The organism is Streptomyces sp. NPDC034099, from assembly GCF_055575415.1.
On record NZ_JBVISR010000014.1, the window covers coordinates 27,898 to 52,335 of the forward strand.

Here is a 24,438-nt window from a genome sequence, read left to right on the forward strand (position 1 = left end):
CCAGGTGGAGCTGGATGCGGGTGGCTTGCCGTGCCGCCGATTCCACCTCCGCTACGAGCGCACAGCCAGCCACTTCTCGCCTGCACCAGCATCGCCTGCACCCCTATCTGCTACCGCCGCTTGTTGGCGCCGAGGCCGTAAACAGTTTCTCGTGTCATGTGCGGCAGGAGAGACTTCGCCAGGACAGTGGGCAACGCGATCGCCGGCTGTCTCCGATGTCGCACCGGCGCCCGAAGGGATCAGGGCCATGGCAAGACCCGCGATGGGGGCGCCTTTACGCCGCTGTGCCGAATGCGGCCGATATGAGTACAGCGGTGTGCCCGCCTGCAAGGCCTGCCGCGAACTGGTGGACAGCATCGTGGAAGACGAATGGTCCGCCTTTGTGCACGGTGCCAGCGGATCTCAGGCAACCGCGGCCGAGCCCAACCGTCACGACTGGCGGGTGGTGGACGCCGCGTTCGACAGGCTGGCCTGCTCCGACTGCAGTGGTCGCCTCGGCCGAGGACCTGTCGGCTGCCCCGCATGCGATCTCGCTCATGGCTTTCGCTATGCCGCGATCGAGACGGACCGGTCGGTTGTCCCGCCAGGCAACGAACACGCCATCCGGGGCAACGTCTCGGTCGTGCGTCGGCCGCAGGTCACCTCCGAAAACGAAGTCCTTGCCCGCCGCCTGCTGCTACCGCACCTCCTGGCGGGTCTCCTGCCGACCACCGAAAAGGCTCAGCGGATGAGCTCCCTGATCAAGAGGAACTTTCCGAGACAGAAGATCCACCTCATTGAGCAGGCCATCGAAGAAACGCTCGTGCGCCACCGCGACAGAAGTCACCCTTCCAAATGAAATGGCTCTAAGAGAGTGATCATGCGAACCGATGTCAAGCTGTACCGTCTCAACCAGCGCCTTCTCGCAGAACTGCTGCACGCAGCCGTCACGGACGCCGATCCGTTAGAGGTGATGCCACCCGTGATGGGGCCGAGCGGCTGGACGCCCAAGCGCCGGGCAGCATTCGTGCAGTTCCACGAGGCGCGTTCCCTCTCGGCGGATCCCCTGGAGACCACCTTCGCCATCACCGTCGCAGAGCAGGTCGCTGGGGCTGCGCGCCTGTGCCCCTTGGACGGGCAGACCGGTACTGCGGAGGCCGGCGTGTGGATCGGCCGGACCCACCGAGGTGCAGGCGTGGGAACGGCCGTATTCGAACTCCTCCTGAACAGAGCCAGTGCGCAGGGTTTCACCACCGTATATGTGAGCACTACACCGGACAACGGGGCAGTGAGGTCTCTTCTGTCGGCAAGGGGCGTCGTTCTCGTGCCCGACGGTGATGCGTTAACGGCGCACATAAAACTCATGACCGGTTCACCGGGTGCATAGTGTGGGCTTTCGGTCTTGCTGACTGCGGTCTTGCGTCGACCTCGCTCCAGGCCGAGAACTGCGGCGGCCGGCAGCAGTGGGCGACCACGACACCAGGCGCACTTTCGGTGTGAGGGCTCGCAGGGAATGCCGCTCGCCGACACCGGGCATCGCGGCCAGGTAGAGCCCAGGCGTTCGCCCGGTGCCCACGAGCGGCGATCCCCCGCCTTACCGTCGTGGCCCAGTCGTATGTGCAACAACTAAGTTGTGGCACATACGACTGGGCGTAGGGTGGAACCGCGGAAGGCGAAGGCGATAACCCGGACAAAGGGGAGGCTGACCGCGACTGCGACCTGGGGTGGTCAATCGGGATGCTCATGCGTGACTACAGAGCGCAAGCAGAACCCTGTACCGCCGATGTGCCACGCGGTATCGCCGTTATCAGCTGCTGTACACCGTGGTGTCCAAGAACCTGGCCAACCAGTCGCAGCTGGCCGGATACCTGGGCATCGACCGGTCGGTGCTGCCGTATGTGATCGATGACCTGGTCAGGGCCGGGCTGGTCGAGCGGCAGCCGGATCCGGCCGACCGGCGGGCGCGGAAGGTCGTGGCCACTGTCCTGGGCATCGAGACCTTCCGCGCGTTGCAGAACCAGGTCGCCTCGGCCGAGGAGTCGGTGCTGGCAGCTCTGGGGCCTGCCGAGCAGAAGCAGTTCCGGTCGCTGCTGTCCCGCCTGGCCCGCCAGGCCAGGGACGACGCCAACCGCGCGGGACGAACCGCGTCCGTCGACGAACTATGACAGAGGAGGCTCTCATGGCCACCACAACCAATCGCATTCTGATCATCGTTACCAGCGTCGGCGAGTACGAGAAGGTCGGCTACCGAACGGGGCTGTGGCTGGGCGAGCTGACCCACTTCTACGATGTCGCCGAGCAGGCCGGTTTCGCTTGCACGGTCGCCAGCATCAAGGGCGGGCACGTCCCGCTCGACCCGGAGAGCCTCGCCCACGATGTCCTCGGCGAGCTGGGCACCGACAAGCGTTACGCCGACCGGGAGTTCATGAACACACTGGAGAACACGGTCTCCGTGGCTGAGGTCGACGTCGAGGACTACGACGCGATCTACCTCACCGGCGGACATGGCGTGATGTTCGATTTCCACCAGAACCAGGCCCTGGAAACCCTCATCGCCCGCTTCTACGAGACCGACCGGGTGGTCTCGGCAGTCTGCCACGGCCCCTGCGGCCTGCTCGACGTGACCCTGAGCAGCGGAGAACCGCTGGTCAAGGGCAAGAACGTCACCGGCTTCTCCTGGCCCGAGGAGGAGCTGGCCCAGCGCGCGGACGCCGTCCCCTACAGCCTTCAGGACGAGCTGAAGAAGCTCGGAGCGTCCTACAGCACTGCCGACAAGCCCTTCGACTCCTACGTCGTCGAGGACGGCCGACTGATCACCGGACAGAACCCGGGCAGCGCCGAAGCGGTCGGGATGGCCGTGGTGAAGAAGCTGCGGAACCGGTGACGAAGTCCCAGAAGGGGTGACCGCTGCCCACGGCTACACACCTGGACCTGCGGTCACCTCGCCGCGGGGCATGGCAGTGGTCTGTGCTGCCACTCGGCCCCCGCTGCGCGAAGGGCGCGGAGATGGGGTCACCGGTCCGCGAGTCGTCCTGTTCGGCTTCCCGCTGGCGGGACGCCGTCCGGAGCAGGGCCGGCAGTTCCTGCTGTCCCGCGGGCACGGATGGCTTCGGTGATGGTCCGCACTGCACGGTCAACGTCTCGCACCGTGGTCTCCGGGGCGAGCTGTTCGGATTCGTAGAGGAATGCTGTGGAGCCGCGTCGGCTGCCGCAGTAGTCGACGATGCCGTGCTCGATCTGCGTGCGCAGTGCCTTCTCGTATCCGTGGCGTTCGTACGCACCGGAGTCGGCGCCGGCGAGGAAGAGAAGATGGGTGGTGAGGGCCTGCAGTTTCGGTTGCAGACCCGAAGCGGGGGAGTGTTCGAAGGCCCAGCCGTTGACGAAGACACGGTCGATCCACCCCTTCAGCAGGGCGGGCATCGACCACCAGTACACGGGGAAGACCAGCACGAGATCGGTGGCGCGCTCAAGACGACGGTGCTCGGCCACGACGTCAGCCGGGTAGTCGCCGCCGCCGTGGTACGCCCGACGATCGGCCGGAGTGAACCGGGGGTCGAATCCCTCCGCGGCCAGGTCGGCGATCTCGACCGAACCGGGTTGAAGCGCTGCCTCAAGTCTTCCCAGCACGTAGTGCGTCAGGGACCGGGAGTCGGGGTTGGCAGCGACGAGCAGGGTATGCATCGATGGCTCCAGTCATGTGAAGAACGGACGGCAGCGTGTGGTGCGGATGCGCGGGAGGGCGTGCGGTGCTCCGCCTCCGGGAGCCCCGAACACCAGGCCGCGGCCCAGTACGCGACGCCGGGGCCCCGAGGCCGGGGGCAGTACGCCAGGCCGGGCCGACGGGACTCAGCGCTGCCAGGCTTTCGCTGCCGTGGCCCGCAGGACGAAGTCCTCGAAGGTCCGCGGCGCGCGCCCCAGCACGGTGGCGACGTCATCCGTCGTCCGGGCGGCGGTTCCGCGTTCAAGCAGCACGAACATCTCGGTAAGGTGCTGGGCCTCTTCCTCGCTCCAGCCCTCCTGGACCAGCATCGCGGTGTACTCGGCCGGGGAGACGCGCCGGTAGGCGATGGGCAGCCCGGATGCCCGGGAGATCAGCTCGACTGCCTCCCCCCAGGTCAGCGCGTGTGGCCCGGTCAGCTCGTAGGCCCGGCCAGCGTGCCGGCCGGGCTCGGACAGCACCGTGGCCGCGACGTCGGCGACATCCTCAAGGTCGATGAACGGCTCGGGGACCGCGCCTGCCGGAAGAGCCAGCTCGCCGGCGGCCAGCGGGGCGCGGAAGGGGTGGCCGTCGAAGTTCTGGGCGAAGTTCGAGGCGCGCAGGATGGTCCACTCCAGCGTCGAGCCGCGGACGGCGTCCTCGGCCGAGCGCATGTCCAGACCGAACGCGGAGTCGCCCCAGTCGTCGGCGCCGCGACCGGAGAGCAGGACCAGGCGCCGCACACCGGCGGCCTCGGCCCGTGCCACGAAGTCGTGCACCGGACCGGGCACGGACGGGGGCACGACGTAGGCGGTGGTGACGTCCCGCAGGACCTGGCCCCAGTCGGCGGGGCGGAACCAGTCGAACGGGGTCGGGCTGGAACGGGAGGCGGTGCGTACGGGCGCGTGGCGCAGCCGCAACCGGGCGGCCACCCGTCGCCCGGTGTTGCCCGTCGCGCCAAGGACAAGAGTGGTGTCGTCGCTCATGTCAGTGAGTCAACGGCATGCGCCCGGACGGATCCATGGGTGATGAGCCAGATCACCTGTGTGATCGTCTGGATCGTTTAGTCTTTGCGGGTGGATGCTTTCGGTGACCTACTGCGCGGAGTGCGGGCCCAGGGCTCGTTGTTCGGCAGTTCGACCCTGACCCCGCCTTGGTCGCTGCACTTCGTGGACGGCGCGCCGCTGACCTTGTGCACCGTCCTCCGCGGAGGCGGCTGGATCGTGCCGGAGCACCGCCCTCCCGAGCGTCTGGGCGTCGGTGAGACGGTGATCGTGCGGGGCCCCGCACCGTTCCTCTTCGTCGACGAGGTGGGCACCCGGGCCGAACCCGTCGCGTGTGGCGCGTTCTGCTCGACGCCAGAGCAGGGCGGGACCCGGCACCGGCTCGGCTGGCACGATGCCGCTACCGGCGGGGAGGACACGACGACCCTGGTCGTCGGCGCCTATCCGGTGCGTGGCGAGATCAGTCGCAGGCTGCTGGACGCGCTGCCCGTCGTCCTGCGGGTGGGCTCCGGCGGCGGGCCCGACCCCGTGTGGGACCACCTCGCCGCCGAGGTCGCCGCCGACACGCCGGGCCAGCAGGTCGTCCTCGACCGGCTGCTGGACTGGATGCTGGTGTGCGCGCTGCGCGAGTACTTCGACCGGCCCGACGGCACTGCGCCGGGCTGGTACTCCGCCGGGCGCGACCCGGTGGTGGGCGGCGCGCTGCGCCTGCTGCACGGGGAACCGGCAGCGCCTTGGACAGTTGCCTCACTGGCCGACCGGACCGGGGTATCGCGGGCCACGCTGGCGAAGCGGTTCACCGAACTGGTCGGCGAACCGCCGCTGACCTACCTCACCCACTGGCGCATGACGCTCGCGGCGGACCTGCTGACCGAGCGCGAAACAATGACTGTCGCGGCGATCGCCCGCACAGTGGGCTACTCCGACCCGTTCGCGTTCAGCGCGGCGTTCAAACGAACCCGCGGCATCAGCCCCAGCACGTATCGGCGCACCGCCACGACCCCGCTTCCGCAGCCGGCCTACACGGCCCCGTGAAAGCCCCCAGGCTCCTCCCCGCCTTCAAAACCTCACCCTGGCCAGCAGGACTCCGCTGGCCAGTGGGACAGGGAAAGCGGCGACCGGAAAGGACACGGCCTGACCGGCTCCCCCAAGGGCCCCAGGAGGCGTGCGGGGTCGTCACCTCGAACCTGCTCCGAGGCGCGCCGGCATCCCCACCTTGCTCCTCCCAGCACATCCCCTGAGCAGGGGAGAACATCCTGACCGGGGAGCAGCGACCCACCGAAGCGGGCCGGGTTGCTCTGTCCCCGCTTGTTCCGGACCCACGTGCACCCGTACGGCCGGTTCGAACCCGGCGGGAACAGCCGCCTGGACCTGTCCCTCCGGGCGACGGTGACCCGGTCCGCGCACGGCGCGGAGAGAGGCAGTCGCAGGCCCCCGAACGATCATTCGTTGGCAGGCGGCCTGGATACCGTCGATGCCACGGTGAGCGAGGCGGGAACAACGGGGCCACATGAGCCCACAGGCCATCAAGCACAAGATCATCCGGCACTGCCGTCTGTGCCGCCCTGTCGGCAGGTTTGGCGTACGCTCGGCCACCCAGGATCTGCGCCGCAGCTTTGCCTCCGTCACATCAGAGTCGGCACGGGTCCTGATCCTGGTGCTGATGTGTTGGGACTACTTGGCAACGTCGCTCCCAGGCGCGGGACGGGCGAGGATCTTGGTGACAGCCTCGTCCAGTGTCGTGGGCGGACGCCCGAGGACGCGACGCAGGTCGTCGGTCTGCCGCTCCAGGGCCCCTCCTCGGACTTGCTCCTCTAGCCAGCCCTGGGCACCGGGACTGGCACTGTCCCGCACGCGGTGGACGACGGTCGTACCGCACATGCGGGCGAGGACCTGGGCGAGCTGGGGATAGCTCCACAAGGTGCCGGTGAAGTCGTAGGCGCGGCCCAGGTGGTCGGCCTCGGTCAGGACGCGTGCGGCGGCTTCGGCGAGGTCGGATCGGAAAGCGGTGTTGATTCCGCGGCCGCCGGTCGCGTCGTCCAGGACGCCCGAAAGGATGGCGGCGTGCAGACCGGGGTTGAGGAAAGCTTCACTGTAGAAGGGGTGACGCACCAGCGTATGGGGCAGGCCGCCGGCCCGCAGCGCGCGCTCGGTGGCGTGGTGTGCCTCGGTGACGCCCTCGGCCTGGACATCGGCATCCAGAAAACTCGTGTAGACGACGGCGCCGACACCGGCGTCGCGGGCCGCCTCGATGGCGCTGCGGTGCTGACGGATACGGCGAACGGGATCCAATTCCGGGGACGAGATCAGTAGGAGCCGGTCCGCGTCCTTGAACGCCGTGCGCAATGTGTCCGGGGCGTCGTAGTCGCCACGGCGCACCTGGACTCCTCGGGCGGCGAGATCCGCGACACGCTCGGGAGCACGCACCGCAACCACCACGTCTTGGGCAGGGCACCGGGCCAGCAGATGATCCACGACGAGTCTGCCAAAGGTCCCTGAAGCGGCAGACACAGCAAGCATGCGGAACTCCTTCGCCGTGCGAGAGCCGATGGCACCGCAGGACTGGCTCGTGACCGAAGCAACCTGCACACCATCGGCCGACAACCGCCAATCCGTCAAAGGCTTTTCGGCGTCCAGGCTAACGAGCTGGTGCGTAGTAGGCAGGTACACGTCGAGGATGGTGGCAGGGGCCCGCACCCAGCGCTTGAGCTTGCGCTCGTTGCCGTGAGACCGGGGGCGGCCGGGACGCAGGCATCTCGATCAGCTACCCGGGCGCCCTGCGCGTCGTAGTGGCGTCCGCCCTTCTTGCGCCCGTGTGCGCGTTCGCCGGCATGGCCATCGGCTCCGTTATCAGGCACACCTCGGCCACCATGATCGTCTCGGTGGCGGTCATCCTCGTGCTGCCCATCGTCTTCACCGACGGCCGCCACTGGTCGGCGGTCGCCGGGCACGCCACGCTCTACCAGGCGTGGTTGCGGCTCGTGGAGGTCGGCTCGCCCAGCTCCCCCAGGCCGAAGCAGCTCTCGGACACCAGCCCTCCACTCTCCCCACGCAGCTCAATACCGCACGCGGCGCGCCACTGAGGGAGGCGGTGATCGCTGAGGCCGCACGACGGGACCAGGTGGACCTTTCCCTGGTCAGCGTGGACTCCACCACAGCGAGAGCGCATCACGACGCGGCCGGCGTGAGCGTGGACGCCAAGACGCTGTCAGCGCTGGAGAAGGCACTGGCGGAGGAAAGGGGGGCCGCGTCCGCGGCAAGGAACAAAAGGATCAAGGTGCCGCAGTGCCTGGCGATGCGGCCGAAGCCACCCGCCGGGACGAGCGCCGACGCCTGTACCGACGACGCCGGGCACGGCTGAAAGCAGCCGCCCTGGACCACTCACGCGGCTGGCGACAAGGCATCCCACGCGGATAGGCGTCAAGCGGCCGCCCACTGGCCTTCACCCTCACCCCGGGGCAGGCCGCCCACAGCCCCCACTTCGTCCCGGTCCTGGCCAAGGTCCCGGTCCGCGGCCGGGCCGACGGCACCGCTGGACCATCGAACGCACGATGGCCTGGCGTGTCGGATACCGACGCCTCCATCGCCGCTACGAACACAAGGCGAGCCACTTCCCGGCCTTCACCAGCATCGCCTGCACTCTCATCTGCTACCGACGGCTCTCCCAAGCAGCCGACTTCTAGGGAGCGTCGTGGTAGGCGAGGTGGGCGCCGCAGACGGTGCAGCGGGGGCTTGGCGGTCCCCCGTTGACCAGGTGTGTCAGGAAGTGCTCAGGCTGGTTTTCGTAGCGCCAGCCGTCGAGGCGCATGTCGGCCCGGCTGGTCGCGGCCCGGCGTCAGCCAAGGACTGTGCCCGTGGAGGCGACTGGCCGACGTCGGCGTGAGAAAGCACCGAGGTCGATGGTCTGGCCGGTGTGTTCGCAGGTGTGGGTGAGCGCACTGCGGTCGTGGTCGTGCCCGCCCTCGACACCTTGGATCAGGGTGGTCATGAGGCGGCCTACCAGAGGGGCGTTCTTGAACTGATTGCCGCTGGTGCCGATGGCCACGTAGAAGCCGGCAAGTTCGGTTCGGTCGTAAACGGGGGTCCAGTCGTCGGTCACGTCGTACACGCCTGCCACCCCTTTGGGCTTGTTGGGAACACGCAGACCGGGCAGCCGGCGAGCCGCCCTCGTCACCTGCGTCCTGAACTGCGACACGGTCGGAAGGGGGCTTCCGTCGTCCGGATCATCGAGCCATTCCAGCGGGTCGCACTCGGGTTCCGTGCCGCCGACGAGCAGGAACTCCCTTCCCTCGGGCCGTATATAGGTGCCGAGGTCCATATCGGCCAGCACCGGAGCCTGACGGTCGCCGTGAGCGTCGTGGTAGCCGGCGGGGACCGCTGTATGGTGCACCTCCTGGCGAAGGGGCCGCAGACCGACCGTGAAGTCGCCGCCTACGCCGGCGAGCCGGTTCAGCTGTCCCGACCATGGGCCGGCCGAGTTGACGACCACCGCGGCGGACAGTTCGGTTCCCTCCTTGAGACGCACACCGCGCACGCGTCCCCTGCTCCGCATCACCGCGGTGACCTCGGTCTTCCAGCGGAAGGTGGCTCCGTGCCGCTCGGCGGCGGCAGCAAGGTTGCGCGCGGCGAGTTGCGGGTCGTCGACAAAGCCTCCGTCGGGTGTGTGAAGAGCACCGAGTCGAGCGGATGCGTCGGCGAAGAACTCGTCGTCATCCACCGGGCGGGGCGGGAAATACCGGCCGGTGTCCACGGCGGGCATGCGCTCGGACAGCTCCTGCGCATCCCATTCCTCGTACGGGACACCGACCTGGTCGAAGTGGCGCGTGAACAGGCTGCGGGGTGCGAAGTCCACGTCCAGCATGGTGACGCCGCAGCGGTTGAACGCTGCGAGGGGTTCACCGGCGGGTGCTTGGAGGTGGTCGCGCCATGCTTCCCAGCAGTGAAGGGACTCCCACGCAGCACTGACGCCCGCGATCGTGGGATAGGTGAAGCGGACCACGGCGCTCGAGGCGCTGGTGGAGCCGTTGCCTGCGCCGCCGAACTTGTCGACGACGACCACCCGCAGGCCGCTCCGCGCCAGTTCGAGAGCGATGGAGGATCCGATGACCCCGGCTCCGACGACGACCACGTCTGTGCTCTCAGTCACGTTCCAACTCACCTTCTAATCGTCGGACCAGATGGTTCCTGTGGCGGCGCGGCGCGTCGCCACTCCGCCGCTGTCCGCACCGCACGTGGGTAAGAGGCCATGTTCCGGCGATTGTTGTCGTCACGCTCCGTCGCCGTACCCCACCGTTGTCGCGCATGTGCGCCGATGCTCAGCTGCGAGGCCGAGGGCCACTCAGCGTTCCGGACGTGATCGTCGGGCGGGCCGGCCCTCGCGCATGCGCAAGATCAAGGTGACCGCGTCCTCCGAGCGGGTTCCGGGAGCGAGGAGTTCCTGCAGGAGGAGGCCGCGAATCGCGGCAATGGTGACGGTGGCCGCCTCCCGGGCGGCCTTCGCCTCGAGCCCTTCGCGTTCCGCGAGTGAGGACAGCATCACGGTCAGGTCGTCGATCGACTCCACGAACTCACGGAAGTCCTCGGGGCCGTACGCGGCCAGTCCGGCGACGTAGAAGAAGCCGCGGACGCGCGACAGCTGCTCCGGCCGGGTGTAAGCACGCCAGATCGCCCCCACGAAATCGTCGAAGGTGCCCTGCTGGGCGGCCTCCAGAAGTGCCTCGTTGTCACGGGATCGCTGGGCCGTGAGCATGGCGGCCAGGACGCCCGGGAGCGACCCGAAGTGGTAGCGCAACAGGGCGTGGCTGGTCTCGATACGGGCGGCGATCTCACGGAGCGACATCTCCGGCGGGGGAAGGGCCTCACCGAAGGCGTCGAGAAGCCGTACCAGGAGTCGCTCGCGCGCGCTGCCGTTGCGTTGCGAGGTTGACAGGATCACTCCCGCAGTTTATCCATTGGAAAAGACGGATGCAACGGCGGAGGATCGACGATGGGACCTGTTCATGTGGTCGGCGCGACGGTCATCGACGGATCAGGGCACGACCCCAGCAGCCTCGATCTCACGATCGAGAACGGCCGCATCACCCGACTCGGCGGCTCCAGCGCGCACGCCGAGCGTCTCGATGCCGGGGGATTGACGATGACGCCCGGCCTGATCGACGCTCACGTCCACCTGGGCCTGTCGAGCCCGATCCAGCCGCACTTCTCGTTTCAGATCAGCGCCGCCGAGATCGCGGCCGACATCTTCGCCACAGCCGGTGCGACGCTCGACGCCGGCTTCACCACCGTTCGCGACACCGGCGGGATCGACGGCGGTGTCGTCACGGCGATCGCGAAGGGCAAGGTCAGAGGGCCGCGCGTCCTGTCGTGCGGACCTGTTCAGTGCCAGATCGGTGGGCACGGCTACTACGGCGCCGCATGGGAACCCACCGAGCTGTGGAGCAGACACCACATCCCGGGCCTGTGTGCCCTGTCGATGATGGCGGGCAACGCGGACGAGCTGCGGCACAACGTCCGCGAAGCCTTCCGTCGCGGAGCCTCCTTCCTGAAGCTCTGCGTCACCGGCGGAGTGGTGGGCGGACATGATCGACTGAGCGACACCCAGTTCACCGTCGAAGAGATCGCTGTCGCAGTTCAGGAAGCTGCGGCGCGGAACACCTATGTGACCGTCCACGCTCACAACAACGAGGGCATACGCAATGCGGTCGAGGCCGGGGTGCGCTGTGTCGAGCACGGCACCAGCCTCGACGAATCCACAGCGGCTCTGATGGCCGATCGCGAGGTTGCCCTTGTGCCCACGTTCGCCGTCGTCGAGCAAGTGCTGCACGACACCGCCGGAGCCGGCCTCGCCGAGTCGGTCCGCGACCGGGCCAAGGGGGTCCGCGAGCAGATGGCGCATGCGCTCGCTGTCGCCAAGCACGCGGGAGTACGGATCGGGCTGGGGTCCGATCTCATCGGCCCGGCCCAGGACCGTCGCGGCACAGAACTCAGCCTGCGCGCAGCCCTCGAGACGCCGATGGAAGCGCTCGTGGCGGCGACCCGGACCAACGCGGAGATCCTCGGCCTGTCCGGCCAGGTGGGCGTCATCGCTCCCGGCGCGCAGGCAGACCTCGTTCTGTGGAACGGCAACCCGCTCGAAGACCCGGAACTGTTCTCCGACCCCACCAACGCCGTCCTCGTCGTCCAGGCCGGCAAAATCGTAAAGGACCTGAGATGAGCACCATGTGGCAGGGCTGCCTCCCCCACACCGAATACTTCGAGATGCGCTCCAGCGGCGGGCACGACTACGGCGTCTGGGTCACCACGCCACCGCACTACGACCCTGCCACGGCCCCAGCGCCTGTCGTGTACGTGCTCGACGGCAACTGGGCCGTGGGTTTGACCGCCCCACTCATCGTCACGCAACTGGACCCCATGCAGGCGATTCAGCCCTACGTCCAAGTCAGCGTGGGCTACGCGGGCGAGGAGGCCGAGCACTGGGAGCGGTTGCGCAACCGCGACCTCGTGCCGCCCGGCGAACCCATCGCGAAGGAGTACATCGATGCGGTGGAAATGGGGGTCGAAAGGGGTGTGACGACTCGCGAGCAAGCCGATGCCTACCTTGCTGGATTGAGCGACAGCCGCGGGGACGTGTTCCTGGACTTCCTTACCGACGACCTGCACCCGCGCATCGAACGCGACCACGGCACAGCCCCGAGCGGTCACGGCCTCTTCGGCTACTCCTACGGCGGACTCTTCAGCCTCTATGCCTGGCTCACCAAGAGCACCTTCTTCGAGAGCATCGGCGCGGGCAGCCCCGGCATAGTCAATGCGGACAGTCAGGTCTTCGCTCGACTTGAAGCCATGGGCGACCCCCTGCCCGACACCAAGCTGCACGTGACCTTCAACGAGCAGGAGATACTCGGAGACCTGGCGGTCTACCAGAATCTCGCGAAGAACGCGGCCACGTTCCTTCACCGCCTCACGTCACGCGGCGGATCTGTCACCAGCGCACTCATGCACGAGACGCATGTGACCGGGCTGCAGGCATCGTTCCTCAGCTACCTCAGGACCTGCCGCGCCCAGTGAGCCCGGACGCCGCAGCTCCCCCTTCGTCCCATGTAAGTCGACTTCTCTGGAGGTGTGCGCGTGGCCGAGCGTGGCAGCGTCAGCACGACGCCCCCCGCCGTGGGTATCGCTGAAGCACTCAGGCGACGGCTGCCCGCCGGCCGGGTGGTGACTGATCCGGACATCGTCGCCGGCCTCTCGCACGACCAGGCGGTGTGGGCGCCTGCGGGCCGAGCGGTGGCGGTCGTGCGCGCCAAGAGCACCGACGAGGTCCAGAGTGTGGTGCGTGCGTGCCTGGAGCACGGAGTTCCGTTGGTTGTCCGCGGCGCCGGCACTGGATTGTCGGGCGGCGCCAATGCCGTCGAAGGAAGCGTGATCCTCGCGCTGGACGGCATGGATCGGGTGCTGGAGGTCGACGAGCTGGAGCGCCTCGCCGTCGTACAGCCCGGTGTGGTCAACGACGACCTCCGCGCCCATGTAGCGGCGCTCGGCCTGTGGTATCCGCCCGACCCTGCCAGTTCGCCCTGGTCGACCATCGGAGGGAACGTCGCGACGAACGCCGGCGGAGTCTGCTGCGTCAAGTACGGCGTCACCGGCGACTATGTTCTCGCTTTGGAGGTCGTGACCGGCACGGGCGAGGTGGTCCGGCTCGGGCGTCGTACGTCGAAGGGGGTTGCCGGCTACGACCTCGTGAGCCTCATGGTGGGTGCCGAGGGCACTCTTGGTGTCATCACCGAGATCACCGTCCGGCTGCGACGCCTGCCTCCGGTCGGCGTGACCGCCGTCGGCTACTTCGACAGCGTCGGGCAAGCCGGTGACGCGGTGCGGGCGGCGGCTGCCGCAGGGCTGCGGCCGGCCGCGCTGGAACTCGTCGACCGGCACTGTCTGCGCGCGGTCGACGCCTGGAAGAACATGGGACTCTCCGCCGAGGCGGACGTGGTCCTCCTGGCCCGTTTCGACGATGACGGCCGCGCCGCCGAGGAGGGCGCCCGCCGGATGGTCGACTGCTTCCGCGCCGCCGGCTCGACTTGGGCGGACCGGTCGGAGACAGAGGAAGAGGCCGAAATGCTCTTCTCGGCCCGCCGGCTGGCCTTCCCCGCGCTCGAGCGGCTGGGGCCGGTCCTCACGGAGGACGTCTGTGTGCCCATCGGGGCGGTGGCGGAGATGCTGGCCCGCATCGACCGGACCGCGGAGAGACACCGGATCACCATCGCCAACATCGCGCACGTCGGCGACGGCAACTTGCATCCGCTGCTTGTGACGGAACATGGTGACACGGCGGCTCAAATCCGGGCCCGTGCCGCGTTCGACGACATCATCGCCGACGCCCTTGAATTGGGTGGCACGGTGACGGGTGAGCACGGTGTGGGACTGCTCAAGCGGCCAGGTCTCACCCGGGAACTCGGCCCAGCCGTCCTGCGGATGCATCGCGCGGTGAAGCACGCTCTCGACCCGGCCGGGATTCTCAACCCCGGCAAAGTCTTCGGCCCCGCATGATCCGTTGGCCAAGTACGGGCTCCTGCTTCAGGGCCATCGCATGCGGCCAGTCTGTGTCGGCGGTCAGTGGGACTCCCCCAGCGGCGGCCACTTGGCGGGGAGCGATCTGGCCGCCGGTGGTCACTCTGCGTTCCCGGATGGTTCGTTGGCTCCAACAAAGCTGCTGATCATGAGACTCTCGGCCTGCTGTCTCGTAGGTCTGGCTACGGGGAACCGTCAGTCGCGGCCGTGGATCGTGTCGGACGAACTGTGGTCGCTGATCGAGCCGTTGATGCCGCGCCCGGTCGCTGGTGGCATCCTGCGGCCTGGAACGAGGCCGGCGTCTGGGACCGGTTCCATCAGCTGCTTCTGAACGAGCTGCGGTCGAAGAACGAGCTGGACTGGGAGCGGGCGGTGATCGACTCCTCGCACGTCCGCGCGGCCCGGCGGGGCCCAAAAGCGGGCCCCGCCCGGTCGACCTTGCACGGCCGGGCAGCAAGCACCACCTCATCGTCGACGGACAGGGCATCCCGCTCGCAGTGTCGCTGACCGGCGGATACCGCGGGCGACTTCACCCAACTCGAGCCGCTGCTCGACGAGATCCCCGCCGTCGTGGTCCGGGCCGGCAGACCTTGCCGACGCCCCGACGCGCTGCTGGCCGACCGTGGCTGCGACCACGACAAGCGCCGTCGCCTGCTCTGGCAGCGGGGCATCCGCCCCGTGATCGCGAAGCGGGGCGAGCCTCACGGCACCGGCCTGGGCGTCTTCCGCTACGTCGTCGAGCGCACGATCGCCTGGCTCCACGGCTTCCGACGTTTACGCATCCGCTGGGAACGACACGACGACATAAGCGAAGCCTTCCTCGGCCTCGCCGTCTGCCTGATCACCCACCGCCACGTCCAACGCTCGCCGTGATTCTCAGGCTTGTCCCGTAGTTGTGGGTCAGCACGGTTTGAATTCGGGGTAGTAGCCCGCGGCGGCGGTCGCCGTGTCGATGTTCCGCGGGAAGAGCGCGGCTTCGTAGGCACGGATGGCCGCGTCGACGTTCTCGCGCTGTTGGGCGATGGCGTTGCCGAGCTGACCTGCGTCGAAGAGTGCCCAGTTGGCTCCTTCGCCGTCCGGCGGTGCCAGGTGGGCGGCGTCTCCGATGAGCGTGACGCCTGGTACATGTTCCCAGCGGTGTCCGATCGGTAGCCCGTACAAGGGGCGGAAGATCGGCGGGATGTCGCTGTCCGCGACCAGGGCGACGAGAGCCGGCGCCCACCCCTCGAACATCGCCGCGACCGTACGGGCGGCCGCAGGGCCGTCAGTGAAGTCGATGCCGTCGAACCAGTTGAGCGGCTGGTCGAACATGGCGTAGGAGTGCAGGGTGTCCGCGCGCTCGCGCTGCACGCCGAGACCGATGCGGGTGGTTTCGTCATAGGCGGTCATCGACCCGCCGCCGACCAGTGCCAGGGTGGCGGGGTGCCGGGTGTCGCTCTCATACAGGTACGTCTCGATCATCGAGCGTCCGGCATAGGCGGGCGTGGCATCGGACAGCAGCGGCCGGACCTTCGACCAGGCGCCGTCGGCACCGACGAGGATGTCGGTGGCGATCGTCGATCCGTTGCCGAAAGTCACTTCGTGACGACCGTCGGCGAGGGTCCGCACGCTCCGAGTCCTGTGGCCCCAGACGACCGTGCCGGGGGGCAGGGATTCCAGCAGCAACTGCCGAAGCTCGCCGCGCTGCACCTCGGGGCGACCGCCGGCGGGGTCATCGGGTCGGTCCGCCAGGATGGTGCCGTCAGGTGCCACGTCGCGGGACGCCTGGCGGCCTTCGAGGACGAGGGACCGGAAGCCGTTCATCAGGCCGGCGGCGCGGATGCCGTGCTGTCCGTTGTAGTCGTGGATGTCGAGCATCCCGCCTTGGCCCCGGGCCCGGGCAGACGCCTCCGCTTCGTACACCGTGGACGGGATTCCGTGAACCGCCAGGGTTCGTGCCAGTGTCAGTCCCGCAAGACCGGCACCGATGATCGTGATCTGGGTCATGCCTGTGTTCCTTACTGCTGCTGGAGGAACCGGCGGTCCTGCCCGCGAGGCTCCCGGCCGTTGTACGGAGCGGTAGAGCCGGTTCAGGGGGAGCTGGGTGGCTCGATGCGGGACGCGAGCTGTTCGAGCAATTCATGGAGCCGGGCCTGCCCAGCGGTGCCCAGCGGCGCGAGGATCGACTTCTCGACGCGGTCCATGGCCTCTTCGAACCCCTGGATCAGCTCGGAGCCCGCTGCAGTGACGTACACCCGGCGGCTGCGCGTGTCACTCTCCTGCGTCTGGCGCTCCACGAGTCCGCGCCGCTCGAGTCCGGCCAGGAGTCGCGAGACGCTGGGCGCACTGGTGCGCATGGCCCGCGCGACGTCACGCTGAATGGCGTCCGGGTTCTTCGACAGGTACGCCAGCACCGCACTCTGCTCGTGCGTGAGGCCGCGTTCCCGTATCCAGTCTTCAGCTATGCGTCGCTGCCCCCACACGACCCACCGCATCAGCTCCAACGTGCTCTCTCGGCTCGATCCACTCATAGTTAACACGCTAACTGTTGCCAGGTTAACTATCAAGTCTTGGGGCCTTTGCCTCACTGCATGGGGCACACCGCTGGTGCGCCGGGCCTGCGCGCGTAGGCTCTGTCCGCGGTCGCTCCGGCGATCAAACGGATGCACGGGTTCGTCATCCCGGCTGACCAGGGTCGGCTCGGGGTGGTCTTGCCCATAACGTGTCCGCCGCCGCTACAGCTGTAGCGACCGCCCCGCGCCGATGACGCGGAACACCCACCGCTGACAAGGCCGGAACGTGTCACCCACGCCCATATGGCCGCCGAGCTGACCCAAGACCAGAATCGGGAGGCCACAGTCCGGCGGCTTGTAGGAGATCGCGAACCCTGGTCAGCGGCTGCGCCTGGCGGGCTCTGCCACTGTGCTTCGGTATTTCGAAGTCGACGGCCCATCGCCGGTTCCTGATCTGGTCGGGAGCCGGTGTCCGGGGCCGTTTGCACGGGGCTGTGCTGCACGAGCTCGACGACGCAGGCCTGGTCGAGGTCAGCCGAGTCCTCCTCGACACCGCCCATGTCAGGGCTAAAAAGGGGGCGAACACGCAGGTTCGAGCCGCGTGGACCGGGGCAGGCCGGGCATCCAAGATGCACGCCGTGTCGGACGAACGGACCGCCCCTCCTCGTCGGTGTGTCTGCCGGCAACACCCACGACAGCGAAGGGCTGAAACCCATGATCGAGGGGTCACCAAACGAGACAGGACCCCTACGACGGCCGCTACTTCAAGCCCCAGCGCCTGCATGCGGACAAAGCCTACGATCGTCCCGGCCTGCGCAGGTGGCGCCGATGGAAACGCATCGGCGTGCGCATCGCACACAAGGGCGTCGTGTCCAGCAAACGATTAGGGCGGCGCAGGTGGGTGATCAAGCACACGATGTCGTGGCTGTCCGGCTACCGGTGCCTCAGCCCCCGCTACGAGCGAAACCCCCGCAACTACCGGCCTCTCTCGGACTGGCCGCAGCCATCTGCTGCTACAAGCGACTCCAAGAACGTCACCCTGTCACCCCCATGGCGCACTCGGAGGCCCTCCGATCGGCAAATCGGTGAGGGCCGACGGGTGTTCAGACTGCGGTGGTGAAGCCCCAGCCGGGGTGCCGGCGTGCAGGCACCGGTTGCGGGAGTGGCCAGGCAGTCGACGGGCAACGCGGCGATGGCCGGTCGGGGACCACGGAGGTGTGCAAAGGCGTCGCGTAGAGCGCCTCGCCCGAACCGCCCACGTTCGTCAACGCCATGTCACCGGGAACGTCGAGGACCGCTTCATACAGCCGAATCGCCTTGTGCCTACTCGAAGAACTTCAGGCTGTAGCCCGCATCGGTCGTGCTCCCGGGAACGTTGGCGCGCCGGTAGGTGGTGTTGCTCCACCAGACCGCCGTACCGGAGTACCAGTAGCGGTTGGACCACGAGTACGGGGTGCCCTTGGCGACCGCGTGGTACAGGGTGGGGAAGCGGTTTCCGGAGGGCGGAGCGGCGTTGACGTCGCCCCGGGGCAGGATGAACGAGTGGTGGCCGGGTCCATTGACGTTCACGGTCGGAGTCCAGCCGGACATCATCGACGGCGCGTGCGAGCCGAAGAGGCAGCCGTTGCTCTTGTACCAGTCCCAGACGTACGTGGGGTCGCCGCCCGCCCGCAGCCGCAAGTCGGCGATGCAGTACTTGTCACTCCAGCTGCCGTTCGCGGAGTAGACAACGTGCAGCCGCCCGGAGGGGTCGACGACGGGCTGGGGAGCCTCGTTGATGTACGGGTTGCCCACGACCCGCTCCCAGGGCTCGCGCGGCTGCGAGATGACGTACCGGCCGCCGGTGGCCGCCGTGGGGCTGCTCATCCGGGCGATGTAGAGGTTCTGTTCGACGTTGGTGTCGCCGGACCAGCCCGACCACACGAACCAGCGCTGCCCGTTGTAGGTGAAGGGCGCCCCGTCGATGGCCCACTTGTCGCCGGGCAGGGAAACCTTGACGGCCGCGGAGTAACCGGACGTCGGGTTGGCTGAGCCTATGTGGTACATCCGGTGGGCCGCGCCTCGGCCGGCGGCGAAGTAGATCCGGTACTGGCCGTCGTGGTGCACGATCTCCGGCGCCCACACCTCGCCCAGACCCGCACTGTCCCGCCACACCTGGTGCTTCGGCGCGGTGGCCACGGCCTCCGGGGTGGCGGCCGTGCGCACCGCAATCCCGCCGTCCACGGCCTTGGCCGAGACATACAGGTCGCCCACCTTGATCACGGTCGGGTCCGCCCCGCCCACCAGGGAGCGCCCCAGCGTTGAGGGCTGATCCGACACGGTCACCGCCCGATGCGTCGCGCCTCTGTCCGTCTCCTGGGCGCGCCGGTCGGTGGGCCGCTCGTCCGGCTGGGCAGCGATCGCGGCCTGCCCGAGTGCGAGGAGGCCGACGAGCCCCAGCGGAACGGCACCGGCGAGCCAACGGGAAGAGCGCATCAGTTCCCCTCGTGTACGTGACGTGAGTGAGAGCGCTCTCAACGGTTGCGTCGGCGGGTAGCCCTGTCAAGAGGAAGGGCGACGTTGATACGCATTAACAGGTGCAGTGCCGATCACCTCCACTCGCACGGACAGGCCGCCGTTCGGACAGTCCCCCGGTCCTTGCACCACTCCGGAACGAACGAAGCCGCGCCGGCGGTGACCTGGACGGCTCCTCTGTCTCGAAACCGGGCGGACTGGCCGCAGCGGTCGGCGCCGTGTAGTGGTGCCTGACGGCTCTGTGTTTGCTCCGGATGGCCACCAGCGCCTCGTCCGCCGGATTCACGCCGTACCGCCCTTCACCGCCGACAAGACCGGGCAGGCAGCACTTCTCCAATCGGCCGAGTTGTGCGTGGTCCTGCGGCGGCCAGCAACCGTAGCCGAGAAGACAATCCCCATGGCGCCCGGCTCCCGATCGCTCCCACGCCGCTCCCACTCCCTGCCGCCCTGGTCAGCAAGCACTTCAGGACGTCGGGTGGAATCCGGCGCGGGCATCGTCATACTCCGGGTCTCCGCTTTCGCGGATGCGGAGTAGGGACGCCGTGACGACACGTGTCTGACGGCCGATGCGCAGCGCACGGCACGGAGACTGCCCGCTGCGGATGAGGTCGTCTCCCTTGGCCCGTGAGAATCCAAGCGCCCTTGAGGCGCCCTCCACGCTCCCCGTTCCGTCCCAGGTGGCGCGGAAGTGAGCTCTGATGGAGACGGATGCCGCGGCCGAAACCCATCCACCAAGGGCTTCACCCGTCCGGCACCCCAACTGGCCCTGCCTCCGGACGGATTGGAACGAACCCGCGGAACAAGGATCTGCACTACTCCAATCAGGTGACACTGGACTCTAGGGCTTGAGGCATATGCCTCAATCCTGCGTTACTGGGCATATCCAACCAGGGCAGCCCGTTCCGTTCGGGGAGCGTGGCAACGGTGTGAGTTGTCACCCTTCACACGTGGGGAGGTGTGCGGCTCCGCCGGGACCGCGATGGGCACCCCGGAGGGGTTGGATGGCCAGCCGGCACCGCGTGCGGTGTCGGCTGGCCTTTGTCGGCACAAAGGGAGAACCCAAGGCGCACGCCGGTGGTTCACAGGTCTGCTCGTGCGCTCCCCGCCGTCTGAATGATGTGATTGACGTCTTGTCAAAGTGAAGGACCTGTGGGGTACTTGAAGCAGCGAACCGGTGGGCCGCCCATCCCATGACCGGGGATCACGATAAGGGCGGCATGTGCCGGTTCTTCTCCTGTGCGGCGTCGAGGGAAGCCCCTCGGCACGGCGGCACTCTTCAGTCGTCTGCTCTTGCGTGCAACTCCTCCGCGAAGGTCGGCTCCCAAAGCTCATGGTTTCGCTGCGCCCTGTCTGTTCCTGTCAGCGAGGAGTCTCTCCATGCCCATCTCTCCGAACCAGGGATCCACCGGCGGCGGTACGTTGGTGACGGTCACAGGTACGAACCTGTCCGGCACGACCGCTGTCACCTTCGGCACCAGGCCGGCCAGCAGTATCACCAACGTCTCTCCGACCCAGGTCACGGCCGTGTCCCCGTCGGGCACCGGCACCGTCGGAGTCACCGTGACGACCCCGGGCGGAATCAGCAACCCCGTCCCGTTCTTCTACGTCGGAGCCCCGTTCAAGTCGTCGGTCGGCCCGGCTTCCGGTCCGCTGGCGGGCGGCAACACGGTCACCCTCAACGGTGTCGGGCTGGCGACGGCCACGAGTGTGTCCTTCGGCGCCAACACCGCCACGCCCACGGTCGTCTCCGACACCCAGCTCACCGTCGCCGCCCCGGCAGGCGCGGCGGCAGGCCCCGTGGGGGTGAGTGTGACGACCGCAGGCGGGACGAACAACGGCCTGTCGTACACCTACGTGGACGTCCCCACCGTGACCACCGTCGCACCCGCCTCCGGACCGACGTCGGGCGGCACCGGTGTCACCATCACCGGCACCAACCTCGACACCACCGAATCGGTCACCTTCGACGGCACCCCGGCACCGTTCTCCGTGGTGAACGCCACCACGGTCTCGGCAGTGACCCCGCCCGGCGCCGCCGGCGCAGTCGACGTGGTGGTGACCAACGCGGCCGGATCCGACACAGCCGCCGACGCCTTCACCTACGTCGCCGGCCCCGGCATCTGACCCGCGCCCTGCTGCCGCCCGGCTCGCACCGGGCGGCAGTCCTGCCCACCGTTCGACCGGGTAGCCCGCGCCGGGTGGACAGCCTCCGGCTTCTCCCGTGCGGTGACTCCCAGCCCGGGCCGGCGCCCTCGTCGGCCCGGGCTTCGCCCAGGCTGCCATTGGAGCGACCTTCATGCCGCCCACGATCAATACCATCAACCCCACGCAGGGGCCCACTACCGGGGGCACCGTCGTCACCCTCACCGGCACGGCGATGACGGGAACCACCGCCGTACGCTTCGGCAGTACCAACGCCACCTCCTTCACCGTCAATTCGACCACCCAGATCACGGCTGTGAGCCCTCCCCGCGCCGCAGGTGCAGCGGCAGTGACGCTCATCCATCCGACAGGGAACAGCAACTCGGTGACGTTCACCTACGTCGTGGCGCAGGTCCCCCAGATCACGGGGGTGACGCCTGCCAGCGGCCCAACGGCCGGCGGCACCACTGTCATCCTTACGGGAACCGGGCTCACCGGGGCCACGGCGGTTACCTTCGCCGGCGTCCCGGCCACGTCGTTCCTGGTGAACTCAGCCACCCAGATCACCGCCGTCACCCCCGCGGGCACCGCCGGGGCCGCTGCCGTGACCGTAACGACTCCGGGAGGTACGAGCGCCCCGGACGCGTTCTTCTTCTACGCCGCGCCGCCCGTCCTCAACAGCGGCAGCCCCGCCCAGGGCCCGACCGCCGGCGGCACTGTGGTCATGCTCAACGGAAGCAACCTGCTCAACGCCGGCGCCGTGCTCTTCGCCTCCACCAACGCCGCCTCCTTCACCGTGGTGTCAACAACACAGATCACGGCCTCGGCTCCTGCGGGGACGGGCAGCGCGCCCATCACCGTGGTCACGCCGGGCGGCACGAGCAACCCCGTCGCCTTCGCCTATGTCGCCCCGCCCATGCTGTCGGCACTGGTCCCCAGCACCGGTCCGGCGTCAGCGGGCACCGTGGTCACCCTCACCGGCGCGAACCTGGCCACCACGTCGGCTGTCACCTTCGGGAGCACGGCCGCGTCATTCACCACAGTGTCTGACACGCAGGTCACCGCGGTCGCACCCGCAGGCGCCCCAGGCCCGGTCACGGTATCGGTCACCACCGCAGGCGGTACCAGCCCTGGTCTGTCCTACACACGAACCGCCACGCCCGGCATCTGACGCAGCGACCGGCGGGAAGGCCGCCTCACATCCTGCGCGCGCATCCATTCGATTCCCTCACTCGGCCGTCCGGCGAGCAGCGCAGGCAGCTAATCCAACCGGGCTACCTATCAGCGCCGCGTCCCAGGAAGGCAGAGGCGACCGCCATAACGTGAGGGTTCACGACACCCGCACTCTGCGGACCAGAAACCGAAGCAAGGAACCGAACCGGTGCACTTCACGCCATGCAGAGCACGACTGGTCGTCGCCGCAGCCCTGGCCGCCACACTGGGGCTCGCCTCACCCGCCTGGGCCGTACCCTCGAGCACCACGGTGACAGCCATCCCTCAGTCAACCGAGGTGAACGCCCCCGTGCAACTGGCCGCCACAGTCGACTGCCCTTCCGACCCTACCGGCGGCCTCGGCGTCACCTTCTTCGACGGCAGTGACCTGCTCGACACAGTGCCCGTCAATGCCAACGGCCAGGCCACCTACACCGCCACCTTCGCCTCCACCGGCACCCACACCATCACCGCCGCCTACAACGGCAACGCCGACTGCGACGCCTCCAACAGCACCACGACGGTGCAGGTCACCGCAACGCCGACACCCCCCGACCCAGACCCCGGCCTCTGCCTCCTCGCCTGCGGCGGACTGATCAACTTCAACGTCGGCGACATCACCAACACCATCAACAATTACACACACAAGAGCAAGTCCCACAGCAAGCGGCATCAGCGCTAGGTGTATTGATCACGAGCGTTGTCAACGCCGACCGGGCTTGAACACGGCGAAGACCTCCGGTGTGGTGGAGCTGTCCAGGACTGCACCGCACGGAGGTCTTCGTGTCCCACCGCAATGCCCGGCTGACCGTTCACGGCAGGCGGCTGGTCATCCGAGCCACGAACGTGGCCGAGGCGGCGAACACATGACTCGATCACGGCACCGAACCCGCCCACGGCGACATCACGCAGCCTGCGTACGCACCGACCGTGCACCCGACTTGACCGGCCCGGACGACGCCGCGTTCTGCCGTCGTGTGAGCGAAGCGATGGGTCTCGGCCACGAACTGCACGAAGGCCTGCGGTCACTTTCAACGACCCCATGGGTAAGGCGAGTTGTGCCGCTCGCCCGAGCCCGTGCCGGGTACCGCGTGTGCCTCGCCGCGGACCTCGGGAACCTTCCCACGGTCAGCCCGCAGCGGTGTTGTAGTTGACGATCCTCTCCGCCAGGAGGGCGACCGCACCGACCAGCGGGCTGTCGGCGCTCTCGCTGAACAGGTCGGGCAGCCGGTGCGCTTCTTCTTCGGAGGCCGCCACCATCCCCCAGAACGCGTTGTAGCGCGCGGGATCGGCGGGCTTGTCCACAGCCGCCTCGACCGACAGCAGTCCGCCCTCGCGGGTCAGGGCCAGCGCGCCCATCTGCCGCAGCGTCTCCCGCTCCCGTGTCTCGGTGGCGACGACGCTCCAACCCGTCACCGCGGTCCGGTCCAGCGCGGCGACGAGGCTGCCCGGAGCGCTGGGGCCGTCGACGACGATGTCGGGCAGGACGAGGGCCACCGGCCCCAGTGTCATCGGCAGCGCGGAGCGGATCGCGCCGTCGAGACTCGGTTCGTACGACTCGTCCTGGTAGACGAAGACCAGGTGGAATATCCCGGCATAGCGCGCGAGATAGCCGACCGTGTCCAGCTTGTGCTTTCCGAACACGACGACCACGCGTACGTTGAGGCCATTCTTGGCCAACTCGACGACGGGTTCGAGACTGCGGTCCAGGACGGTCACCCCGGGCGCCAGACAGTGGAGTTCCTTCGCGTACGGGGCACCGAAGCGGGTGGCGAACCCGGCACAGGGCAATACAACCGAAACGTCGGGAAGGGAAGCGGAGGAATTATGCATCTGG

At 68.3% G+C, this 24,438-nt stretch carries 22 protein-coding genes and 2 pseudogenes; 15 read left to right on the forward strand and 9 right to left on the reverse strand.

The window, feature by feature from the left end:
* Positions 1–247: 247 nt before the first annotated feature.
* From ACZ56V_RS31870 to ACZ56V_RS31885, 4 genes are all read left to right on the forward strand, one after another.
* A complete protein-coding gene (locus tag ACZ56V_RS31870) occupies positions 248–838 on the forward strand; it encodes a hypothetical protein (RefSeq protein ID WP_468947114.1) in 591 nt (196 codons plus the stop codon).
* A gap of 21 nt (positions 839–859) precedes the next feature.
* The gene (locus ACZ56V_RS31875) at positions 860–1,366 is read left to right on the forward strand and encodes a GNAT family N-acetyltransferase (RefSeq protein ID WP_468947115.1); all 507 of its coding nucleotides are present in this window, start codon (positions 860–862) and stop codon (positions 1,364–1,366) included.
* Between the two features lie 427 nt (positions 1,367–1,793).
* The gene (locus ACZ56V_RS31880; protein ID WP_468947252.1) at positions 1,794–2,144 is read left to right on the forward strand and encodes a MarR family winged helix-turn-helix transcriptional regulator; all 351 of its coding nucleotides are present in this window, start codon (positions 1,794–1,796) and stop codon (positions 2,142–2,144) included.
* Between the two features lie 14 nt (positions 2,145–2,158).
* Positions 2,159–2,863 carry a type 1 glutamine amidotransferase domain-containing protein gene (locus ACZ56V_RS31885; RefSeq protein ID WP_468947117.1) on the forward strand — a complete coding sequence of 235 codons (705 nt, stop codon included), beginning with the start codon at positions 2,159–2,161 and terminating at the stop codon, positions 2,861–2,863.
* A gap of 128 nt (positions 2,864–2,991) precedes the next feature.
* On the opposite strand, the gene ACZ56V_RS31890 is transcribed toward ACZ56V_RS31885, so the two are convergent.
* A complete protein-coding gene (locus ACZ56V_RS31890; RefSeq protein ID WP_468947119.1) occupies positions 2,992–3,660 on the reverse strand; it encodes an NAD(P)H-dependent oxidoreductase in 669 nt (222 codons plus the stop codon).
* 165 nt (positions 3,661–3,825) lie between these two features.
* Positions 3,826–4,662: an NAD(P)H-binding protein gene (locus tag ACZ56V_RS31895; RefSeq protein ID WP_468947121.1), complete on the reverse strand. Its 837-nt coding sequence runs from the start codon at positions 4,660–4,662 to the stop codon at positions 3,826–3,828.
* A gap of 90 nt (positions 4,663–4,752) precedes the next feature.
* On the opposite strand from ACZ56V_RS31895, the gene ACZ56V_RS31900 reads away from it, so the two are divergent.
* Entirely contained in the window at positions 4,753–5,715 is a 963-nt protein-coding gene (locus ACZ56V_RS31900; RefSeq protein ID WP_468947122.1) for an AraC family transcriptional regulator, read from the forward strand.
* A 639-nt stretch (positions 5,716–6,354) separates the two neighbouring features.
* Here the strand turns inward: ACZ56V_RS31900 and ACZ56V_RS31905 are convergent.
* Positions 6,355–7,350, reverse strand: a complete 996-nt coding sequence (locus ACZ56V_RS31905; RefSeq protein WP_468947124.1) for an NAD(P)H-binding protein — start codon at positions 7,348–7,350, stop codon at positions 6,355–6,357.
* 161 nt (positions 7,351–7,511) lie between these two features.
* Between ACZ56V_RS31905 and ACZ56V_RS31910 the strand changes: the two genes are divergently transcribed.
* Together ACZ56V_RS31910 and ACZ56V_RS31915 are read left to right on the forward strand one after the other, a co-directional pair.
* Positions 7,512–7,763, forward strand: a complete 252-nt coding sequence (locus ACZ56V_RS31910; protein WP_468947126.1) for a hypothetical protein — start codon at positions 7,512–7,514, stop codon at positions 7,761–7,763.
* A gap of 8 nt (positions 7,764–7,771) precedes the next feature.
* Positions 7,772–8,041, forward strand: coding sequence for a hypothetical protein (locus ACZ56V_RS31915; protein ID WP_468947128.1), 270 nt, complete (start codon positions 7,772–7,774; stop codon positions 8,039–8,041).
* 474 nt (positions 8,042–8,515) lie between these two features.
* Here the strand turns inward: ACZ56V_RS31915 and ACZ56V_RS31920 are convergent, their stop codons facing one another.
* Positions 8,516–9,838, reverse strand: coding sequence for an NAD(P)/FAD-dependent oxidoreductase (locus tag ACZ56V_RS31920; RefSeq protein ID WP_467383662.1), 1,323 nt, complete (start codon positions 9,836–9,838; stop codon positions 8,516–8,518).
* A gap of 180 nt (positions 9,839–10,018) precedes the next feature.
* Positions 10,019–10,615, reverse strand: a complete 597-nt coding sequence (locus ACZ56V_RS31925; RefSeq protein WP_398909356.1) for a TetR/AcrR family transcriptional regulator — start codon at positions 10,613–10,615, stop codon at positions 10,019–10,021.
* 51 nt (positions 10,616–10,666) lie between these two features.
* On the opposite strand from ACZ56V_RS31925, the gene ACZ56V_RS31930 reads away from it, so the two are divergent.
* The 4 genes and pseudogenes from ACZ56V_RS31930 to ACZ56V_RS31945 all read left to right on the forward strand — a co-directional run bounded on the left by ACZ56V_RS31930 (position 10,667) and on the right by ACZ56V_RS31945 (position 15,114).
* A complete protein-coding gene (locus ACZ56V_RS31930) occupies positions 10,667–11,893 on the forward strand; it encodes a metal-dependent hydrolase family protein (protein WP_468947129.1) in 1,227 nt (408 codons plus the stop codon).
* Entirely contained in the window at positions 11,890–12,744 is an 855-nt protein-coding gene (locus tag ACZ56V_RS31935; RefSeq protein WP_467383664.1) for an alpha/beta hydrolase, read from the forward strand. Before ACZ56V_RS31930 ends, ACZ56V_RS31935 begins: the two co-directional genes overlap by 4 nt.
* Positions 12,745–12,849: 105 nt before the next feature.
* Positions 12,850–14,220, forward strand: a complete 1,371-nt coding sequence (locus ACZ56V_RS31940; protein WP_468947254.1) for an FAD-binding oxidoreductase — start codon at positions 12,850–12,852, stop codon at positions 14,218–14,220.
* A 169-nt stretch (positions 14,221–14,389) separates the two neighbouring features.
* Positions 14,390–15,114: pseudogene (locus tag ACZ56V_RS31945) on the forward strand (IS5 family transposase).
* Between the two features lie 27 nt (positions 15,115–15,141).
* On the opposite strand, the gene ACZ56V_RS31950 reads toward ACZ56V_RS31945, so the two are convergent.
* Both ACZ56V_RS31950 and ACZ56V_RS31955 read right to left on the reverse strand, forming a co-directional pair.
* Positions 15,142–16,227 (reverse strand): FAD-dependent oxidoreductase, encoded by a 1,086-nt coding sequence (locus ACZ56V_RS31950; protein WP_467383666.1) that lies wholly within the window; start codon positions 16,225–16,227, stop codon positions 15,142–15,144.
* 83 nt (positions 16,228–16,310) lie between these two features.
* The gene (locus tag ACZ56V_RS31955) at positions 16,311–16,751 is read right to left on the reverse strand and encodes a MarR family winged helix-turn-helix transcriptional regulator (protein ID WP_468947132.1); all 441 of its coding nucleotides are present in this window, start codon (positions 16,749–16,751) and stop codon (positions 16,311–16,313) included.
* 356 nt (positions 16,752–17,107) lie between these two features.
* Between ACZ56V_RS31955 and ACZ56V_RS31960 the strand changes: the two are divergent.
* Positions 17,108–17,822 (forward strand): annotated as a pseudogene (locus ACZ56V_RS31960) (IS5 family transposase); the annotation flags it as partial.
* 234 nt (positions 17,823–18,056) lie between these two features.
* Here the strand turns inward: ACZ56V_RS31960 and ACZ56V_RS31965 are convergent.
* Positions 18,057–19,016, reverse strand: a complete 960-nt coding sequence (locus tag ACZ56V_RS31965; RefSeq protein ID WP_467383824.1) for a glycoside hydrolase family 43 protein — start codon at positions 19,014–19,016, stop codon at positions 18,057–18,059.
* A gap of 1,608 nt (positions 19,017–20,624) precedes the next feature.
* Between ACZ56V_RS31965 and ACZ56V_RS31970 the strand changes: the two genes are divergently transcribed.
* From ACZ56V_RS31970 to ACZ56V_RS31980, 3 genes are all read left to right on the forward strand, one after another.
* Positions 20,625–21,371 (forward strand): IPT/TIG domain-containing protein, encoded by a 747-nt coding sequence (locus ACZ56V_RS31970; RefSeq protein ID WP_467383670.1) that lies wholly within the window; start codon positions 20,625–20,627, stop codon positions 21,369–21,371.
* Positions 21,372–21,543: 172 nt separating this feature from the next.
* Entirely contained in the window at positions 21,544–22,560 is a 1,017-nt protein-coding gene (locus tag ACZ56V_RS31975) for an IPT/TIG domain-containing protein (RefSeq protein WP_468947134.1), read from the forward strand.
* A 312-nt stretch (positions 22,561–22,872) separates the two neighbouring features.
* Positions 22,873–23,283 (forward strand): Ig-like domain-containing protein, encoded by a 411-nt coding sequence (locus ACZ56V_RS31980; RefSeq protein WP_468947136.1) that lies wholly within the window; start codon positions 22,873–22,875, stop codon positions 23,281–23,283.
* Positions 23,284–23,729: 446 nt separating this feature from the next.
* Here ACZ56V_RS31980 and ACZ56V_RS31985 read toward each other — a convergent pair whose 3' ends face one another.
* Positions 23,730–24,392 carry a glycosyltransferase family protein gene (locus ACZ56V_RS31985; protein WP_468947137.1) on the reverse strand — a complete coding sequence of 221 codons (663 nt, stop codon included), beginning with the start codon at positions 24,390–24,392 and terminating at the stop codon, positions 23,730–23,732.
* Positions 24,393–24,438: the final 46 nt, after the last annotated feature.

Excerpts from the sequence above, each read along its gene's own strand:
- ACZ56V_RS31950 (WP_467383666.1), bottom strand. The coding sequence starts at position 16,227 with ATGACCCAGATCACGATCATCGGTGCCGGTCTTGCGGGACTGACACTG.
- ACZ56V_RS31935 (WP_467383664.1), top strand. The coding sequence starts at position 11,890 with ATGAGCACCATGTGGCAGGGCTGCCTCCCCCACACCGAATACTTCGAG.
- ACZ56V_RS31910 (WP_468947126.1), top strand. The coding sequence starts at position 7,512 with ATGGCCATCGGCTCCGTTATCAGGCACACCTCGGCCACCATGATCGTC.
- ACZ56V_RS31870 (WP_468947114.1), top strand. The coding sequence starts at position 248 with ATGGCAAGACCCGCGATGGGGGCGCCTTTACGCCGCTGTGCCGAATGC.
- ACZ56V_RS31955 (WP_468947132.1), bottom strand. The coding sequence starts at position 16,751 with ATGAGTGGATCGAGCCGAGAGAGCACGTTGGAGCTGATGCGGTGGGTC.
- ACZ56V_RS31970 (WP_467383670.1), top strand. The coding sequence starts at position 20,625 with ATGCCCATCTCTCCGAACCAGGGATCCACCGGCGGCGGTACGTTGGTG.
- ACZ56V_RS31895 (WP_468947121.1), bottom strand. The coding sequence starts at position 4,662 with ATGAGCGACGACACCACTCTTGTCCTTGGCGCGACGGGCAACACCGGG.
- ACZ56V_RS31975 (WP_468947134.1), top strand. The coding sequence starts at position 21,544 with ATGCCGCCCACGATCAATACCATCAACCCCACGCAGGGGCCCACTACC.
- ACZ56V_RS31890 (WP_468947119.1), bottom strand. The coding sequence starts at position 3,660 with ATGCATACCCTGCTCGTCGCTGCCAACCCCGACTCCCGGTCCCTGACG.
- ACZ56V_RS31930 (WP_468947129.1), top strand. The coding sequence starts at position 10,667 with ATGGGACCTGTTCATGTGGTCGGCGCGACGGTCATCGACGGATCAGGG.
- ACZ56V_RS31885 (WP_468947117.1), top strand. The coding sequence starts at position 2,159 with ATGGCCACCACAACCAATCGCATTCTGATCATCGTTACCAGCGTCGGC.
- ACZ56V_RS31875 (WP_468947115.1), top strand. The coding sequence starts at position 860 with ATGCGAACCGATGTCAAGCTGTACCGTCTCAACCAGCGCCTTCTCGCA.